Genomic DNA, 17,527 nt, shown 5'->3' with positions numbered 1-17,527 from the left:
TTCCCCCCAATCTCCCCAACCATCATTTGGATCAAAGAAGATCGGAGCACCAAGTGCCGCTTTTTTCCCGCTCGAAGTCTGAGCCACAGGCACAGACCCCTTCCAGCGGCGGTTCGCGCCGCCGCCTGAGGGGCACTGGCATCGTTGCAGCCGCTGCCGCCGTCGTGATGGGCCTCAGTGCCTGCGGCGGCGGTGAGGCTGGCCCGCAAAGTGCCGACGGAGTCGTTGAACTGCGTTTCTCCTGGTGGGGAGGCGACAAGCGTGCGCAGCTGACCCAGGAGGCTATCGCAGCGTTCGAGGCAGCAAACCCCAACATCAAGATCAAGCCCGAGTATGGCGACTGGAGCGGTTACTGGGACAAGCTGGCCACGCAGGTCGCGGCCAACGACGCTCCGGACATCATCCAGATGGACGAAAAGTTCCTGACGGAGTATTCCAGCCGTGGTGCCCTGCTGGACCTGTCCAAGTACGACGTCGACACTTCCAAGTTCGACAAGGCGGCCCTGGACGCGGGCAAGAGCGAGGACGGCCTGACCGGCATCGCCGCGGGTATCAACGCCGCCACCATCCTGGCGAACCCGGCGGTGTTCGAGGCCGCAGGTGTTCCGCTCCCGGACGACACCACCTGGACCTGGGACGACTTCGAACGTATCGCAGCTGAGGTCACGGAAAAGTCGCCCGCGGGCACCTACGGCGCGGCCGCCTACGGAACGGACGAGGCGTCCCTCGGCGTCTGGCTCCGGCAGAACGGCAAGTCGCTCTACACCTCGGACGGCAAGCTGGGCTTTGAGCCGAAGGACATCGCCGAATGGTGGGCGTTCCTGAAGCAGATGAGCCAGAACAAGGCAGTGCCCTCCGCCTCCGAGGTCATTGAGGCCGAGGCTGCTCCGCTGGACCAGAGCGGGCTGGCAACGGGCAAGAACGGCATGGCGTTCTGGTGGTCCAACCAGGCGCCTGCATTGGAAAAGGCCTCCGGCGGCGACCTGAAGATCCTTCGGTTCCCCACCAAGACCGGATCCGCCGCTGACGCCCAGCTCTGGTACAAGGCATCCCAGTTCTGGTCAGCTTCGTCACGGACCAAGCACCCGGAGGAAGTAGCCAAGTTCATTGACTTCCTGGCCAATGATGTCAAGGCAGGCGAGGCCCTGCTGGCCGACCGCGGTGTCTACCCGAACTCCGATGTCCGTGCTGCGATCGAATCGAAGCTGACGCCTGCGGACGTCAAGGTAGTGACGTTCATCAGCGAGATCGAAGATGAACTGGGCGAGCCTCCCGCACTGCCTCCCAAGGGTGCAGGCGCCATCCAGGAAATCGTCAAGCGCTACACCTCTGAGGTGTTGTTCGAGCGGCTTTCCACCGATGAGGCCGGCAAAAAGGCCCATGATGAGATGGCTGCCGCGATCAGCAGCTAGCTCTACTGCTGCCCAGTCCCGGTGGGAACCACATGGTTCCTACCGGGACTGGGTTTTTAACGGTGTTGACCTTGCTGGGCCTCCGAAATCACCGCCACGGCACCTGCCGGGACGACACCATCGAACGCTGCTCCGGTGAGCAGGTCCACCCCTGTTGCCTTGACCGAGGCGTCCCTGCGGGAGTGATTGATGGCGAACAGGAAAGTGGCGCCGTCGTCGGAGGTCCTGCGGATGAGTTCGACGCCCGGGTCAGCTACGGCCAGGGGCTCGACGCCGGCGTCTGCCAGCAGCCGTTCCGCCAACGCGTCGATTCCGTTGCTGTCCGGAAGAGTGGCCAGGTACCAGGCTGACCCGTCGCCAACGGCGTGCCGGGTCAGCGCCGGAACGTCTTCCAGCGGATATTCCGTGAAGGTGGACAGGGCCTTGGCGCCCGCCAGGTGGACGTGCTCGCTCCAGATGGATGCTGTGGTGCCGTCACTCAACGTCAGTTCCACGCCCTCCAGCAACGGGTGGAACTCCTCCACCCGAATACCCAGCAGGTCCCGGAACGCGCCGGGGTAACCGCCCAAACGGACGTGGTCCTGCTCGTTCACGATCCCGCTGAAGTAGCTGACCAGGACGGTGGCGCCGCCAACAGCGGCCGCAGCAATCGAGGCAGCCGCGGAGTCCGTGACGGAATACAGCGTGCAGACCAGCACCAGGTCGTACCCTTCCAATGATGCCGAAGGGTGCACCAGGTCAACGGAGATTCCCCGCAGTACCAGCGCCCGGTGGAAGGCGCGCATAACCGCCAGGTACCTTACGTCCTGGCTCGGCTTGGAATCGATCTCGCTGGCCCACCAGGCCTCGTAATCAAAGAGGATGGCCACCCGCGACTTGACCCGCGACCCGCGCACCGGCGCCAGCTTCTTCAGGGTGTTACCCAGTTCCACCACTTCGCGCCACACCTTGGTATCGCGGCCGGCGTGCGGAACCATGGCTGAGTGGAATTTCTCCGAGCCTGCGAAACTCTGGCGCCACTGGAAGAACATGATCGCGTCCGCGCCACGGCCGAGGTGGGAAAGCGAGTTGCGTAGCATTTCACCCGGCATCTTGGGCTGGTTGCGCGGCTGCCAGTTGACGGCCGACGTCGAATGTTCCATCAGGATCCACGGCGCGCCGCCCGCAATTCCACGGGTCAGGTCCGCGCTGAACGCGAGCTCCAGGTGCCGTTCAGGATCGGCCGCCACAAGGTAATGATCGTTCGCGATCACGTCCAGGTCCTTGGCCCAGTCGAAGTAGTCCAGCATCTTGGTGGCACTGGACGCCATCAGGTTGGTGGTGGCCGGTATGTCAGGCGTCACCTCGCGCAGGACAGCCAGCAGTTCCCGGTAATAATCCATGAAGGCCCACGAGTTGAAGCGCATGAAGTCCAGCTGCTGCCCGGGGTTCAGGGTGGTAGGTGCGACGCCGGGCGGCAGGATTTCGTCAAAGGAACCATAGTTCTGGGACCAGAAGGCTGTGCCCCAGGAAGCGTTCAGCCCGTCGATGCTGCCGTACCGGCGCTCCAGCCAGGCACGGAACGCGGCGGCGTCCTCCGGTCCGTGGAATTCGCCCACGTGGCAGCCGAGTTCGTTGTCCACGTGCCACAGTGCCAGGGCCGGGTGGTCTTTGTACCGTTCGGCCAGGAGACGCGTAATGCCGGCGGCGTAGCGCCGGTATACGGCCGACGACGGCGTGTAGTGCCGCCGTGAGCCCGGGCCCAGCGTGGTTCCCTCAGCGGTGACCGGGAGGATTTCCGGATGCTTGCGCACGAGCCAGGCCGGGGGAGCGGCGGTTGCCGTGGCGAGAGCCACCTTGATGCCGCTGGCGGCCAGATTGTCCATGACCTCGTCGAGCCACCCGAAGTCATAGGTGCCCTCGGCCGGTTCGAGCAGCGCCCAGGAGAAGATTCCGACACTGAGGAAGTTCACCCCGGCCTCCTTCATGAGCTCCAGGTCTTCAAGCCGGACGTCCCGGGGCCACTGCTCCGGGTTGTAGTCGCCGCCGTAGGCGATGCCGTTCAGGGCGCTCCAGACGCTGGCGGGCTGAACGCTGTCCTCGTGGGTCATGGGACTCCTTTGTCATTGTCGCGAAGAAAACCAGTTGAAATCAGATCTGTGGGAAAACGCTTGCCCAAAGCACGGATTACGGATATTGTATCGATTCAGAACGCGTGTTAGCCAGCTCACTACTACCTAGTAGACACGAGCCGGCTTCCACAACTGAGCAAGGAGGCTCTCATGATGATCAACCGCAGGAATTTCCTCACCACCATTGCACTGGGCACCGCATCTGCCGCTGTGCTTTCGGCTTGCGGCCAGTCCGGCACCAGCACCACCGCCGGAAAGACCGGCTCTGCCGAAAACCCCGTCACCATCAACTACACCTGGTGGGGCAACGACGACCGTGCCGAGCGTACGCGCAAGGCTATTGCACTGTTCGAGTCCAAGAACCCGGATATCAAGGTCAATGGTAACTTCACGGACTTCGCCGGCTACTGGCAGAAGCGCGCCACCGAAGCCGCAGGCGGAGGCCTTCCGGACGTCATGCAGTGGGACCTCTCCTACCTTCGTGACTATGGCCAGCGCAACCAGCTCCTGGATCTCAGCACCCTGAACATCGACACCTCTACCTTTGAGAAGTCACTCCTGCCCTCAGGCCAGATCAAGGGCAAGACCTACGGCATCCCCACCAGCACCAATGCCTTTGCTGTCTACTACGATCCCGCCAAGCTCGCCGCCCTGGGCGTTGCCGAGCCGGATGGCACGTGGACCTACAAGGAATTCAACGATTTCATGACCGAGGTCGGCACCAAGAGCAACGGCGAGCTCTATGGCGGTGGCGATTACACCGGGATCTGGTGGATGTTCAACATCTGGCTGCGCCAGAACAACATGGAGGCCTTTACCGAAGACGGCAAACTCGGCTTCGCCAAGGATGACCTGAAGAAGTGGTGGGAGTCTGTCGCACAGCTGCGCGGAACGCCGGCCATCATCCCCGAAGAGCGTGTCACCCAGCTCCTTCCGAAGTCGCCGTTCGGCTCCAACGCAGCGGCCACCGAGTTCACCTGGGACAACTTCATGGCCGGCTACCTCGCGGACAGCGGCGCCACCGAACTCAAGCTGCTTCCGGTTCCGTCCGATGATCCGGACAACCTGGGCCTGTTCCTGAAGCCCTCGATGCTGATGGTCGCCAGCGCCAAGACCGAATACAAGGATGCGGCCGCCCGCTTCATCGACTTCATGGTCAACGATCCCGAGGTAGGCCAGATCTTCAAGACCTCCCGGGGTGTTCCGGCCTCCAAGACGCAGCGTGACGGCACCACCTTCGAAGGTACCGACAAGCTGGTTGTTGACTACGAAGAGTCCATCGCGAAGTACCTGAAGGACGCCCCGGAGCCGCCCATTGTTGGTTTCGGCACCCTGGAAGCCTCTTTCAAGCGCGTCGCCTCCGACCTGAACTACGGCAAGGTTGACGTGAACGGTGCAGTGGACGCCTGGTTCAAGGAAGCCGAAGACATCATCAAGCAGAACGCCTGATTCCGGCGTTCACGACTGACGGAATGAACCTGTGACACAAACCCAACCTGTGAGCAGGCGTTCGCCCGCTCCTCCGCTGCCGCGCAAGTCGCGGCAGCGGGGAGTGGACACCCGCGCCGGCTATACCTTCCTGCTGCCCTGGTTGCTGGGCTTTTTCGCCCTCACTGCAGGGCCCATGATCGCCTCGCTGTACCTGTCCTTCACCAACTACAACCTCTTCGAACCGCCCAAGTGGATCGGCCTGGAAAACTACACCACGCTGTTCCAGGACGAGAGGTTCCTGCAGTCGGTGGGTGTGACCGTCAGCTATGTGGTCTTTGGTACGCCGCTCAAGCTCGCCGCAGCCCTGGCCGTGGCCATGCTCCTGAACAGCAAACGCCGGGGCCAGGGGTTCTACCGTTCAGCTTTCTATGCCCCGTCCCTCATCGGCGCGTCTGTCTCCATCGCCATCGTGTGGAAGGCAATGTTCGGGGACGCGGGCCCGGTTGACCAGGGACTGTCCTTCTTCGGCATCAACCTTGGTGGCTGGGTGGGTAACCCTTCCATGACCATGGCGATGTTCGTCCTGCTGACGGTGTGGCAGTTTGGCGCCCCGATGGTCATCTTCCTGGCCGGCCTCAAACAGATTCCGGGCGAACTCTACGAGGCAGCGTCGATGGATGGTGCCGGTCCGGTTCGGAAGTTCTTCAACATCACGTGGCCCATGCTTTCCCCGGTGATCTTCTTCAACCTGCTGATGGAAACCATCCACGCGTTCCAGATCTTCGCCTCGGCCTACATCATCTCCAACGGTGAAGGCGGCCCTGCCGGCTCCACACTCTTCTACACCCTCTACCTGTACCTGCGGGGTTTCAGCGACTTCCGGATGGGCTACGCCTCGGCTATGGCCTGGCTCCTGGTGATCGTCGTCGGCATCATCACGCTGATCTTCTTCCGCACGTCCAAGGGCTGGGTCCACTACAGCGGGGACTCGAAATGACAACCACGGCAACGCCAACACAGTCAGCGCCCGAAACTCCGGCGGCGGTCTACAACCCGAAGTCTGAAACGAATCTGGCCAAGGGCATCAAGAGCGGCATCTTCCACCTCGTGGCCATTGGCCTGGTTTGCATTGTGCTGTACCCGGCATTGTGGATGATCGCCTCATCGTTCAAGCCAAACTCAGAGATTGGCGGCACCAACACGGCGCTCTGGTCCAGCAACTTCAGCATGGACAACTTCGTCACCGCCATGGACGGCATCGGCGGAGTCTCCACCATGACGTTCTTCACCAACTCGCTGATCCTGGCTCTTGGTGCCGTGGTGGGAACCGTGCTCTCCGCGAGCATCTCTGCCTACGCCTTCGCCCGGATCAACTTCCCCGGGCGCGGCGTCTTCTTCGGCATGATGATCGCCACTTTGCTCCTGCCGTTCCACGTGGTGATCATTCCGCAGTACATCGTGTTCCAGCAGTTGGGTTTCGTGGATACGTACATCCCGTTGCTGATCGGTAAGTTCCTGGCAGCTGACGCGTTCTTCGTCTTCCTGATGGTGCAGTTCATGCGCGGCCTGCCGGCCGAGCTGGACGAGGCCGCCAGGATCGACGGTGCCGGCCACGTACGCATCTTCGGCTCCATCATGCTTCCCCTGATGAAGCCGGCCCTGATCTCCACGTCGATCTTCTCCTTCATCTGGAGCTGGAACGACTTCCTGGGACCGTTGCTCTACCTGAACACCCCGGACAAGTACCCTCTGCCCCTTGCCCTGCGCCTCTTTGTGGACCAGACGCAGAGCTCCGACTACGGTGCCATGATCGCGATGTCGGTACTGGCCCTGCTGCCCGTACTGCTCTTCTTCCTGATCTTCCAGCGGTACATTGTAGAAGGCGTCTCCACCCAGGGCCTGAAGGGCTGACGGAGGCAGGAAATGAGCACCATGGACACCACCAACCCCACGCCGGACAGCAACGACCGCACGCCGGTTAACAAGTTCGCGCTCTTCGCCGAGACCCTGCTTGCAGGCGTAGTGGTCCTGGTGCTTTCCCTTCCCCTGATCACGATGCCCGCCGCGTACGCGGCGGGCATCGCCCACCTTAAGCGCCATCTTGACGGCCGGGATGATTCCATCCGCAGCCTCTGGGACTCGTTCAGGGCGGCGCTGCCCGGCAGCTGGAAGACCGGCTTCGTTACCGCGGCAGCCGCCGTCGTCCTGGTGATCAACCTGCTGCTCGCCTGGGTGGGTCAACTGCCGGGCCGCGACGTCATCCTGCCTGCCACCTTGATTGTGGCGGTCTCCTGCGCGGTTCTGCTGCTCCGCACAGCCACAGCCTGGTCCCTTCCCGACGGACTGCCGGCGGTTGTGCAGACGGGTACCAGCCAGGAAAGCATTAAGCACGACGGCGGCACAGCAGTGAAAGCCGCCGCAGGCACCTCTGTGTGGCGGCAGGCCCTGGAAACGGGCAAGGCAGTGAGCACCAAAGACTGGACGGGGTCCATCCTGCTGGTGGCCGCGCTGTTCATGGTTGTGGTGTTTGTCTGGATGCTTCCCGCGCTGTTTGTAGTGGTTCCCGGGACGCTGATCCTGGCCGCTGCCGCTGTCGAATTCCGGGCACGGCATAACGGGGCCGGCCACAACCCGGCAGGCGGCTAAGCAGTAATCGTGTCCTCCCGTGACTCCGAAGCACCCGCTACGCCGGAAACAGTACCCCCACAAACGCCCCTGCCCGAAACCCCGCCTGTCCCATCTGCTGCACCCATGCCGGAACCAAAGCCCCGGCAACGCTGGTTCCAGCTGCTGGGCAGCCACAATTACCGGCTCTTCCTGCTGGTGCAGGTCACCGGCTGCATCGGCGTGTCCATGCAGCGTCTGGCCCAGGACTGGCTGATTCTGCAGCTCACCGGAAGTCCTGCTGCGGTGGGCCTGGCCGTGGCCCTGCAGTTCCTTCCCATGCTGCTGGTTGGACCGCTGAGCGGCCTGGTGGTGGACATGTTCCCCAAGCGGCGGATCATGCTGGTTTGCCAGGTGATAGCCGCAATCCTCGCCCTGTCACTGGCCATTTGGGACGGCACCGGAACCGTGCCCGTCATCGCCGTCTACGCCAGTTGTGTCATTTTGGGCATCAGCTCCGCCATTGACAGCCCCACCCGGCAGGTCTTCGTCAACGAAATAGTGGGCGACGCCCGGCTGCGGCAGGCAATCGGCGTCAACAACGCAATCATCCAGCTCGGCGCCATGGCTGGCCCGGCCCTGGGCGGCGTGCTCATCGCCCTCTACGGCTCCGCCGCTGCCTTCGCGTCCAACGCCGCCCTGTGCGTGCTGGTGCTGTTCCTGATCCTGGCCATCAGGACGGACCAGCTGCATCACAGCCCGCCTGCTGTGCGCGGGCGGGGGCAGGTCCTGGCCGGGTTCCGCTACGTCAGCGACCGGCCACGCCTCCTGCTGATCATCCTGCTGGCCGGCTTGCTGGGTGCCTTCGGCATGAACGGGCCCGTAGTGCTCGCCGCCTTCGCGGACCAGGTCTGGCACAATGGCGCCGCCGGCTTCGGTGTGTTTAATACGCTCAGCGCCTGCGGTGCATTGGTGGGTGCGCTGGTAGCGGCACGCCTCCGCAGCTCCGGCCGGACAACCATTGTCCTGTCTGCTGCGCTGTTCGGGCTCGCCCAGCTGGTGGCGGCGCTGATGCCCACGGTTGAGTCCTTCATGGTGCTGCTGGTGGTGGTGGGCATGATGACCCTGGTGTTCCTGACGTCGGCCGCCACCACCGTTCAACTGGAGTCCGGCCCTGAAATCCGTGGGCGGGTGATGGCGCTTTACCTGCCCCTTCTGATGGGTGGCCATGCCTTGGGCGGCCTGCTGGCCGGCTGGCTCACGGAGGCGTTCGGCGTCCGCGAAGGCCTGGTCACAACAGGCGCCCTGGGCATCCTTTCGGCCGCCGTCGTCGGGCTCCTGCTGTGGCTGAATTCGCGGCGTTCGGCGAGATCGGCAGAGCCTGGATCACCGCAGGCATCCTGACCGCGCGAAACAGGCCGGCGATCAGGCCTGCTGCCCGGCGTTGGCCACCGCCGCCACAGCCCAGGGGATTCCCAGCTCGCTGAAGGTGGAATGCGTGGCGGTGGCGCGTTCGATCGCCTCGTCAATGCCATCTACCACCGCGTGGGCGGCATCGCCTTCTCCCACCCAGCGGACATGTGCGGCGTCAATCGAGGCAGGAAGCGGTGCCGTCCGGATCGCTTCGAGGACCAACATGAAGGCACCGCTGTCCTCAAGGGAACTCAGCAGCGCGGTGCCGTTCCGGCGGTGGTTCAACAGGTCCTGGGTGAGATCGTCACGGCCAAACACCTCCTCCGTCGTTCCTCCTGCCGTATCTTCGTCGGTCGTTACCACCAGGCGGTCCTGCGTGTAGTGGAATACGGCGGTACCCAAGGTGCCCTGGAGCGTCACATATGGTTCAACGGGCTCGTCCACGCAGAGAGTAAGCGCACAGGTGACGGGCAGTCCGGCAGCGGTACGGACCCTGACCACGGAAGTATCGTCGGACTCGATGTCATTGGCGCGGAACAGTTCGGTTTCCACGGAAGCAACGTCCGCCGTCGTCCGTGCTCCGGCGATCCTCAGCGCGGTGGCCACGGCATGCGCCAGCGGGTTCGTGGCTACCCCGTCCACCACGTCCACACCGTCGATGGTTCGTTTGCCGGCCCAGCGGGAGCGCTTGTAGTAGGCGCGGTCACGGACCCATTTGCCGGTGGCGCTGATGCCGGTCAGCTCGCCGATCCGGCCCTCTGCCAGTAGCTTTTCGATGGCTGCCAGCGCGTGCGAACCGAGGCTCTGGAAGCCGATCTGGACGGCTTGCCCGGTGGCCGCCGCAGCCTCCTGGAGCCGGTAGTAGTCCGCCAGGGACGCGACCGGAGGCTTTTCAAGGTAAAGGTCCGCACCAGAGGCGAGGGCGGCAAGGCCAAGCGGCGCATGAGTCTGGATGGGCGTGGCGACGATAACGACGTCGAGCCCTGGAACGGCCGGCAGCAGCTGGTCAAGGCTGCTGAAGACCTGCGCCGTCTCCGGGACCGAACCCTCCGCGGGCGGGGTGGGATCGGCCACCGCAACGAGTTCGACGGCGCCGGCGCCCTGCAGGCGGTGAAGGTTCGCCAGGTGGTGCGCGCCGAAGCCATGGACGCCTACCAAGGCCACTTTCGCGGGTGGAACTGCTGCTGGCTCTGACGGCGGTGTCATGGTGCTCCGGTTCTGCCCGAGGGCTGTGTGTGTTCTTCGGCAAACGCTTTCCAGAATCCATCCTGCCGAACAAAGGCACGATTCGTCTAGCCAGCGGTGCCTGCGGTGTCTTCCCGCAAAGTCCCCAACGGCTTGCCTGTAACGTACTGGTCCAGTCGCTGAAGAGTCTGGTTGATGCTGACGACGTGGCGCCGCGGGTAGCCGACGAGGCGCAGCAGCAACTTGCCCCGGGCCGCCCTGGCATCCCACTGCTCAGTAACCAGCGTGCCTGGCACGCCGTGCTCGTCCGCCGTTGGGGTCAGGACGTAACGCCAGACGTGGCCGTAGAAATGCCGCCATGCGATTCTGCGGCCTTCCTCGAATTCGCACACTGTGTTAAGGATTTTGTAGCTCACCAAGATGTTCATGTCCATGCCGAACCTGGCTCCGAGGCTGAGCCGCGCGGGGCCATTGGGCTGGGCGCCTTTCACGGTGCCAGAGCCGTCAATAACGCTGTGCAGGGCCGGGGCAGCGAGGACTTCAAAGATTTTTTCCGGGGGAGCGGCGATGAAGCGTCCAGCAGAGACGAGGTAACGGTTGGCCATCCACCCAGCCTAGCTACCAGGTGGCCGCCGTGCCCGGCCTGTCCCACTGGATGCTCGATATGCTTGGCTGAGTCCGTACAGGACAAAGAACTCTTGGGGGGAATGTGGACGCTGCTCCGCTTAATGCCGTTGTCCTGACTGCCGTCCTTGCGGTGGTCTTCTTCTACGTCCTTTACGGCGTCATTCGGGCTGCCACACGCGATGGAATTATCGCGGCCAGGCGGCAAGCTGCGGAGGACCAGGCCGTTCGTGACGGAGCGAGGCCCGGGCGAGAACCTGGACAGTGGTGAGGATCCAGTTCAAGCCCTGCAGGCGGAACCGCCCGCTGCCGCTGACGCCGCCTAGCCCCTAACGGTGCTTTGCCGGACCACAAGTTCCGGCGTGAAGACCACGGCCCGGTGCTGCTTTTCGTCCCCGTTGCCGTTGTTCTCTTCTGCCAGCAGCTCGATTGCGGTTCGGCCCAGCGCTTCGGTGGGTTGCCGGATGGACGAAAGCGGGACAACCGCGGAAATGGCAAAGTCGATGTCGTCATAGCCGATCAGGGCGGTGTCCTCAGGAATGCGGACAGAACTCATCATGGTCAGGGACTGCATCACGCCCAGGGCAAGAAGATCATTGGCGCAGAAGATTCCGTCCGGAAGTCCGCCGTCGGCCCGCTTTACCAGGCTGTTGCCTACGGTGCGCCCGGCCAGTACTGTCTGCCCTTCTGCCTCCAGCACTTCCAGGTGGGCGTCCGGAACTTCGGCCACTGCACGCTTGGCGCCCTGAAGCCGGTCCGACACCTGGCGGATGGTCAGCGGCCCACCAACAAAAGCCAGGCGACGGCGGCCGATGTCCAGCAGGTGCCGGGCGGCCAGGTACCCTCCGGCGTCGTCATCCACTGAAACGGAGCTGAAGCGGGACTCGTCTGCCCGGCGGTCCACCAGGACCGTGGGGACGCCGCGCTCGCGAAGATGATCGAGGCGGTCCATGACCTCACCGACGGGCGAGATCAGCAGCCCCTGGACGCGCTGTTCCTGGAAAAGATCGATGTAGTGGGATTCGCGCTCCGCCTGATGCCCGCTGTCGCCCAGGAGTACAGCGCTTCCGGACAGTGCTGCGGCGTCCTCCGCGGCCCGCACCACGGAGGTGAAGAAGGGGTTTCCCACATCCAGCACGATCAAGCCGATGGTGCGGCTCTGGCCGGCCCGCAACTGACGGGCGGCATCGTTGCGGACGAAGCCCAACTCGTCGATGGCTTGGAGGACCCGCACCTTGGTGCGTGCCGACACCCTCTCCGGGTAGTTGAGCACGTTGGATACCGTGCCCACCGCCACGCCCGCATGGTTGGCAACGTCCTTGATACTTGCTGTGCGACTCATTGTTCTCCACCATTCCACCCCTGCATGCCCTGCCTTTCTACTGCTGCCGGACAGCACGCAGTAAATGCTTGACACCTGCTCGAATTTAAGAGTACTTTGAATCGTAATAATGAAACGATTCAAACAATGGGAAGTTAAGGTGAGCCGCAGATGCGCGTGTGTTTCCGCTCCACGGTCAACCCGGCACTGATCCCGGAGTACCGCCGCAGGCACGCAGAAGTGTGGCCGGAAATGCTCCGCGAACTCAAGGCCGCCGGCTGGAATAACTACTCCCTGTTCCTTGCCGACGACGGACTGCTGGTGGGCTACGTTGAGTGCGACGACTTCGACGCGATCCGCGCCCGGATGGCCCTGACCGACGTTAACGCCCGGTGGCAGGCGGAGATGGCCGCGCTCTTTTTGAACAATGCCGGCAATGACCCGGATGCTCCAGCCCAGGCACCCGATGAAGGGTTCCAGGTGTTGGAGGAGGTCTTCAACCTCGAGGATCAGTTGGCCGCCGCATCAGCCTAGCCCGATGGCAGGCAGCAGCACCTTCCAGCACCCCAGACCATGCACATCAACAGACCATGCACACCAACAGACCGCGCACCAGAGAACCCGGAAAGAAAATCACACAATGAATGACGTAGCAACGACGCTAGCCAGGCTCGAAGAACTCGCCATCGAGGTTCCCTCGTGGGCGTACGGAAATTCAGGCACCCGTTTCAAAGTGTTCGGCACGCCGGGAACGCCCCGGACCGTGCACGAAAAGCTGGCGGATGCCGCCAAGGTCCACGAGCTGACCGGTCTGGCACCCACCGTGGCCCTGCATATCCCGTGGGACAAGGTTGATGACTATGCCGCCCTTCGCGAGTACGCGGCCGGCCTCGGGGTGGGCCTGGGCACCATCAACTCCAACACCTTCCAGGATGACGAATACAAGTTTGGTTCGTTGACCTCGTCCAATGAAGCAGTGCGCCGCCGGGCGATCGAGCACCACCTCGAGTGCATCGAAATCATGAATGCCACGGGGTCCAAGGACCTCAAGATCTGGCTGGCCGATGGCACCAACTACCCGGGCCAGGACGATTTGCGCGGCCGCCAGGACCGGCTGGCCGAGTCGCTGCAGGAGATCTACGCCGCACTGGGCGATGAGCACCGTCTGGTCCTCGAATACAAATTCTTCGAGCCGGCGTTCTACCACACCGACGTTCCGGACTGGGGCACCTCCTACGCCCAGACCGTGGCACTTGGCGAGAAGGCGTTCGTCTGCCTGGACACCGGCCACCACGCTCCCGGCACCAACATCGAGTTCATCGTGATGCAGCTGCTCCGCCTGGGCAAGCTGGGCTCCTTTGACTTTAACTCGCGCTTTTACGCGGACGATGACCTTATTGTGGGCGCGGCCGATCCGTTCCAGCTTTTCCGGATCATGTACGAGGTGATCCGGGGCGGCGGGTTTGGCAAGGATTCCGGCGTCGCCCTGATGCTGGACCAGTGCCACAACCTTGAGGAGAAGATCCCGGGCCAGATCCGCTCGGTCCTCAACGTCCAGGAGATGACGGCCCGGGCGCTGCTGGTGGACACCGCAGCACTCGCTGAAGCGCAGCGTTCCGGTGATGTCCTGGCAGCCAACGGCATTTTCAATGACGCTTTCTACACCGACGTGCGCCCGGCCTTGGCCCAATGGCGCGAATCCCGTGGCCTGCCAGCGGACCCGATGGCCGCGTTCAAGGCCAGCGGCTACCAAAAGAAGATCAACGAAGACCGCGTGGGCGGTCACCAGGCCGGATGGGGCGCGTGAGCATAGCGATGGAAAACACGACGACGCAGAACAAGACTGTTGACGAGCTGATCTCCCGCTCCAACCGCCTGGGTGCGGACAAGCGGAACACCAACTTTGCCGGCGGCAATACGTCCGCCAAGGGCACCGAAAAGGATCCGGTGACCGGAGAGGATGTCCGGCTCCTTTGGGTCAAGGGCTCCGGCGGGGACCTCGGCACCTTGAAGCCACAGAACCTTGCCGTTCTCAGGCTGGACCGATTGAACGCGCTGAAGGATGTCTACCCCGGCGTCGAGCGCGAGGACGAGATGGTGGCTGCGTTCGATTACTGCCTGCACGGCAAAGGCGGCGCCGCGCCGTCGATCGACACCGCGATGCACGGCCTGGTGGATGCAGCCCACGTTGACCACCTGCATCCGGATTCCGGCATCGCCATTGCTACAGCAGTCGATGGCGAAGCGCTGACCAAGCAGATCTTCGGCGAGAAGGTGGTGTGGGTGCCCTGGCGTCGCCCCGGCTTCCAGCTTGGCCTGGACATCGCGGCTATCAAGGACGCCAACCCGCAGGCCGTCGGCACCATCCTGGGCGGTCATGGCATCACGGCCTGGGGCGACACCAGCGAAGAGGCAGAGGCTAATTCGCTGTGGATCATTGACGAAGCTGAAAAGTTCATCGCCGAAAACGGCAAGGCCGAACCCTTCGGTGCGAAGCTCCCGGGTTACGCTCCGCTGTCCGACGCGGAGCGCCGCGCCAAGGCTGCCGCGCTTGCTCCGGTGATCCGCGGCCTGGCTTCGGCTGACAAGCCGCAGGTGGGCCACTTCACCGACGATCCCCGCGTCCTGGAGTTCCTGGAATCATCCGAGCACCCGCGCCTCGGAGCCCTGGGCACCTCCTGCCCGGATCACTTCCTGCGCACCAAGGTCAAGCCGCTGGTTCTGGACCTCCCGGCCGCAGCTTCCGTCGAGGACTCCATTGCCCGACTGCAGGAACTGCACGCGGAATACCGCGAGGATTACCAGGCGTACTACGACCGCCACGCGGACGCTGACAGCCCTGCCCTGCGCGGTGCGGACCCGGCGATCGTCCTGGTTCCCGGCGTCGGCATGTTCTCCTACGGCAAGGACAAGCAGACGGCCCGCGTCGCTGCCGAGTTCTACATCAACGCGATCAACGTGATGCGCGGCGCCGAGGCCATCTCCACCTACGCCCCGATCGAGGAATCCGAAAAGTTCCGGATCGAGTACTGGGCGTTGGAGGAAGCCAAGCTGGCGCGGATGCCCAAGCCCAAGAGCCACGCCACCCGCATCGCCCTGGTGACGGGCGCGGCGTCGGGCATCGGCAAGGCCATCGCGACCCGGCTCGCCGCCGAAGGCGCCTGTGTCGTGATCGCGGACCTGAACCTGGAGAATGCAGAAAAGGTTGCCGAAGAGCTCGGCGGCCCCGATGTTGCCGTCGGCGTGCAGGCTGACGTGACTGACGAGGCGCAGGTCGCGGCAGCCATTGACGCCGCCGTGCTGGCCTTCGGTGGCCTGGACCTGGTGGTCAACAACGCCGGCCTGTCCATTTCCAAGCCGCTGCTGGAAACCACCGAAAAGGACTGGGACCTGCAGCACAACGTCATGGCGAAGGGCTCGTTCCTGGTAGCCAAGGCCGGTGCCAAGGCCATGATCGCGCAAGGCCTCGGCGGAGACATCATCTACATCTCCTCCAAGAACTCCGTGTTTGCCGGACCGAACAACATCGCGTACTCGGCGACCAAGGCCGACCAGGCCCACCAGGTCCGACTGCTTGCCGCTGAACTTGGTGAGCACGGCATACGGGTCAACGGCATTAACCCCGACGGCGTGGTCCGCGGCTCAGGCATCTTCGCCGGCGGCTGGGGTGCCAAACGCGCCGCAGTGTACGGCGTGGACGAGGAGAAACTGGGCGAGTACTACGCGCAGCGGACCCTGCTCAAGCGCGAGGTCCTTCCGGAGCACGTGGCCAACGCCGCCGCCGTGCTCACCAGCAACGAACTCTCGCACACCACAGGCCTGCACATCCCGGTCGACGCCGGCGTCGCAGCAGCCTTCCTGCGGTGACGGGAGAGTCGGTGGTCGAGCCTGTCGAGACCAAGAACACCGCTCCGGCTCCGGCCGGGGCGGTGTTCCCCAATAGCTTGTTCGCCGCAATCGATATTGGTGCCTCTTCCGGCCGCGTCATCCTGGGCAAGGTCAAGGCCAGGGACACGTCCGACGCCGGTCCCGCCGTTGATCTGCAGGTGGTCCACCGCTTCCCCAACGGAGTTTTGGAGTCCGACGGCGGCCTTCGCTGGGATTTCGACTCACTCTTCGCGGAGGTACTGAAGGGGCTGGCAACAGCGGGGGAAACCGCGGCGGCAGCTGGTGAGAGCATCGCCAGCATCGGTATTGACACCTGGGCAGTGGACTACGGCCTGGTTAACCACGCCGGCGAACTGGTGGCCCAGCCTTTCAGCTACCGGGACAGCCGCAGCCAATCCGCCGTCGAGACTGTGCACGCTGTGCTTAATCCGGAACGCCTCTATGCCACCACGGGCCTGCAGTTTCTGCAGTTCAACACCATTTACCAGCTGGCCAAAGAGCCGGACCTCAACGGCGTCCAGGCCCTGCTGATCCCGGACCTCATTGCCTTCTTCCTTACCGGGCAGCGCCGGACGGAGGCCACAAACGCCTCCACCACCGGGCTGTTCGACGCCGTTGCAGGGGAGTGGGCCAGCGAGTTTTTCCAGGCCCTGGGGCTGCGTCCGGATCTGTTCCCGCCGTTGGTCCAGCCAGGCGAAACCATCGGTACCATCCTGCCCGGAATCGCCAGCCGTACCGGGCTGGCAGCAGAGACCACAGTCGTCGCCGTCGGCTCGCATGACACCGCCTCGGCAGTGGCCGCGGTACCGGCCGCCACTGAAAACTTCGCCTACATTTCCTCCGGCACCTGGTCCTTGGTGGGCGTTGAATTGCGTCATCCCGTGCTGAGCCAAGCGAGCCGGCAGGCGAACTTCACCAACGAACGCGGCGTGGACGGGACCATCCGCTACCTCCGTAACGTTGGCGGACTCTGGCTGCTGAGCGAATGCCAGCGCAGCTGGGCGTTTGGCAAGGAAGACGGCAGCGGCGCCCCGAACCTGCCGGAACTGCTGGAAGCCGCAGCTGCGCTGCCCTCCGGCGGCCCCCAAGTCAACGCTGACGATCCCGCTTTCATTGCCCCTGACCGGATGCCGGAGCGCATCCAAGCTGCCGTCCGGAAGTCCGGCGGCGAGCTCTCAAGTGACCCGGCCGTTATCACCCGGTGCATCATGGACAGCCTCGCGGCCGGATACGCCCGGACCATCGCCGACGCGGAACGCCTCGCGGACGTCGCCGTCGACGTTGTTCACATTGTGGGTGGCGGATCGCAGAACCGGCTGCTGTGCCAGCTCACTGCAGATGCCACTGGCAAAACAGTGATTGCCGGTCCGGTCGAAGCTACGGCCCTCGGCAACGTCCTGATCCAAGCCAGGGCGGCCGGACAGGTGAGTGGGGGCCTGCGCGAGCTCCGGGGCTTGATCAGGCCTGCCCAGCCTGTGATATTACGCCCTATGGCACCTGCTGTTCCGGGCCCGGCGGCACTGGCAGACTAATACCCA

General features: G+C 63.8%; 14 protein-coding genes. 10 read left to right on the top strand and 4 right to left on the bottom strand.

The features are described from left to right. Positions 1–53: 53 nt before the first annotated feature. Positions 54–1,412 carry an ABC transporter substrate-binding protein gene (locus AC50X5_RS05000; RefSeq protein ID WP_494974976.1) on the top strand — a complete coding sequence of 453 codons (1,359 nt, stop codon included), beginning with the start codon at positions 54–56 and terminating at the stop codon, positions 1,410–1,412. A 56-nt stretch (positions 1,413–1,468) separates the two neighbouring features. Here AC50X5_RS05000 and AC50X5_RS04995 read toward each other — a convergent pair whose 3' ends face one another. Continuing rightward, positions 1,469–3,502, bottom strand: a complete 2,034-nt coding sequence (locus AC50X5_RS04995; RefSeq protein ID WP_494974975.1) for a beta-galactosidase — start codon at positions 3,500–3,502, stop codon at positions 1,469–1,471. Between the two features lie 174 nt (positions 3,503–3,676). Between AC50X5_RS04995 and AC50X5_RS04990 the strand changes: the two genes are divergently transcribed. The 5 genes from AC50X5_RS04990 to AC50X5_RS04970 all read left to right on the top strand — a co-directional run bounded on the left by AC50X5_RS04990 (position 3,677) and on the right by AC50X5_RS04970 (position 8,962). Continuing rightward, a complete protein-coding gene (locus tag AC50X5_RS04990; RefSeq protein WP_494975232.1) occupies positions 3,677–4,972 on the top strand; it encodes an ABC transporter substrate-binding protein in 1,296 nt (431 codons plus the stop codon). 31 nt (positions 4,973–5,003) lie between these two features. Next, on the top strand, positions 5,004–5,951 hold the full coding sequence (locus AC50X5_RS04985; RefSeq protein ID WP_494974974.1) for a carbohydrate ABC transporter permease: 948 nt from the start codon (positions 5,004–5,006) through the stop codon (positions 5,949–5,951). Then, entirely contained in the window at positions 5,948–6,865 is a 918-nt protein-coding gene (locus AC50X5_RS04980; protein WP_494974973.1) for a carbohydrate ABC transporter permease, read from the top strand. Before AC50X5_RS04985 ends, AC50X5_RS04980 begins: the two co-directional genes overlap by 4 nt. Before the next feature lie 12 nt (positions 6,866–6,877). After that, positions 6,878–7,600, top strand: a complete 723-nt coding sequence (locus AC50X5_RS04975) for a Poxvirus protein I5 (protein WP_494974972.1) — start codon at positions 6,878–6,880, stop codon at positions 7,598–7,600. A 105-nt stretch (positions 7,601–7,705) separates the two neighbouring features. Next, positions 7,706–8,962 carry an MFS transporter gene (locus AC50X5_RS04970; protein ID WP_494974971.1) on the top strand — a complete coding sequence of 419 codons (1,257 nt, stop codon included), beginning with the start codon at positions 7,706–7,708 and terminating at the stop codon, positions 8,960–8,962. A 21-nt stretch (positions 8,963–8,983) separates the two neighbouring features. Here AC50X5_RS04970 and AC50X5_RS04965 read toward each other — a convergent pair whose 3' ends face one another. The 3 genes from AC50X5_RS04965 to AC50X5_RS04955 all read right to left on the bottom strand — a co-directional run bounded on the left by AC50X5_RS04965 (position 8,984) and on the right by AC50X5_RS04955 (position 12,122). After that, positions 8,984–10,177: a Gfo/Idh/MocA family protein gene (locus tag AC50X5_RS04965; protein WP_494974970.1), complete on the bottom strand. Its 1,194-nt coding sequence runs from the start codon at positions 10,175–10,177 to the stop codon at positions 8,984–8,986. A gap of 86 nt (positions 10,178–10,263) precedes the next feature. Beyond that, positions 10,264–10,761 carry an SRPBCC family protein gene (locus AC50X5_RS04960; RefSeq protein ID WP_494974969.1) on the bottom strand — a complete coding sequence of 166 codons (498 nt, stop codon included), beginning with the start codon at positions 10,759–10,761 and terminating at the stop codon, positions 10,264–10,266. 341 nt (positions 10,762–11,102) lie between these two features. Continuing rightward, positions 11,103–12,122, bottom strand: a complete 1,020-nt coding sequence (locus AC50X5_RS04955) for a LacI family DNA-binding transcriptional regulator (RefSeq protein ID WP_494974968.1) — start codon at positions 12,120–12,122, stop codon at positions 11,103–11,105. Between the two features lie 150 nt (positions 12,123–12,272). On the opposite strand from AC50X5_RS04955, the gene AC50X5_RS04950 reads away from it, so the two are divergent. From AC50X5_RS04950 to AC50X5_RS04935, 4 genes are all read left to right on the top strand, one after another. Further along, positions 12,273–12,635, top strand: coding sequence for an L-rhamnose mutarotase (locus tag AC50X5_RS04950; protein ID WP_494974967.1), 363 nt, complete (start codon positions 12,273–12,275; stop codon positions 12,633–12,635). Positions 12,636–12,741: 106 nt separating this feature from the next. Beyond that, positions 12,742–13,908: an L-rhamnose isomerase gene (rhaI, locus tag AC50X5_RS04945; RefSeq protein ID WP_494974966.1), complete on the top strand. Its 1,167-nt coding sequence runs from the start codon at positions 12,742–12,744 to the stop codon at positions 13,906–13,908. Positions 13,909–13,916: 8 nt separating this feature from the next. Beyond that, a complete protein-coding gene (locus AC50X5_RS04940) occupies positions 13,917–15,968 on the top strand; it encodes a bifunctional aldolase/short-chain dehydrogenase (protein ID WP_494975231.1) in 2,052 nt (683 codons plus the stop codon). A gap of 62 nt (positions 15,969–16,030) precedes the next feature. Then, a complete protein-coding gene (locus AC50X5_RS04935; protein WP_494975230.1) occupies positions 16,031–17,521 on the top strand; it encodes a rhamnulokinase in 1,491 nt (496 codons plus the stop codon). Positions 17,522–17,527: the final 6 nt, after the last annotated feature.

The sequence above is a fragment of the Pseudarthrobacter sp. MDT1-40-2 genome (assembly GCF_059383595.1).
This window is presented reverse-complemented; position numbering and strand designations above follow the sequence as displayed.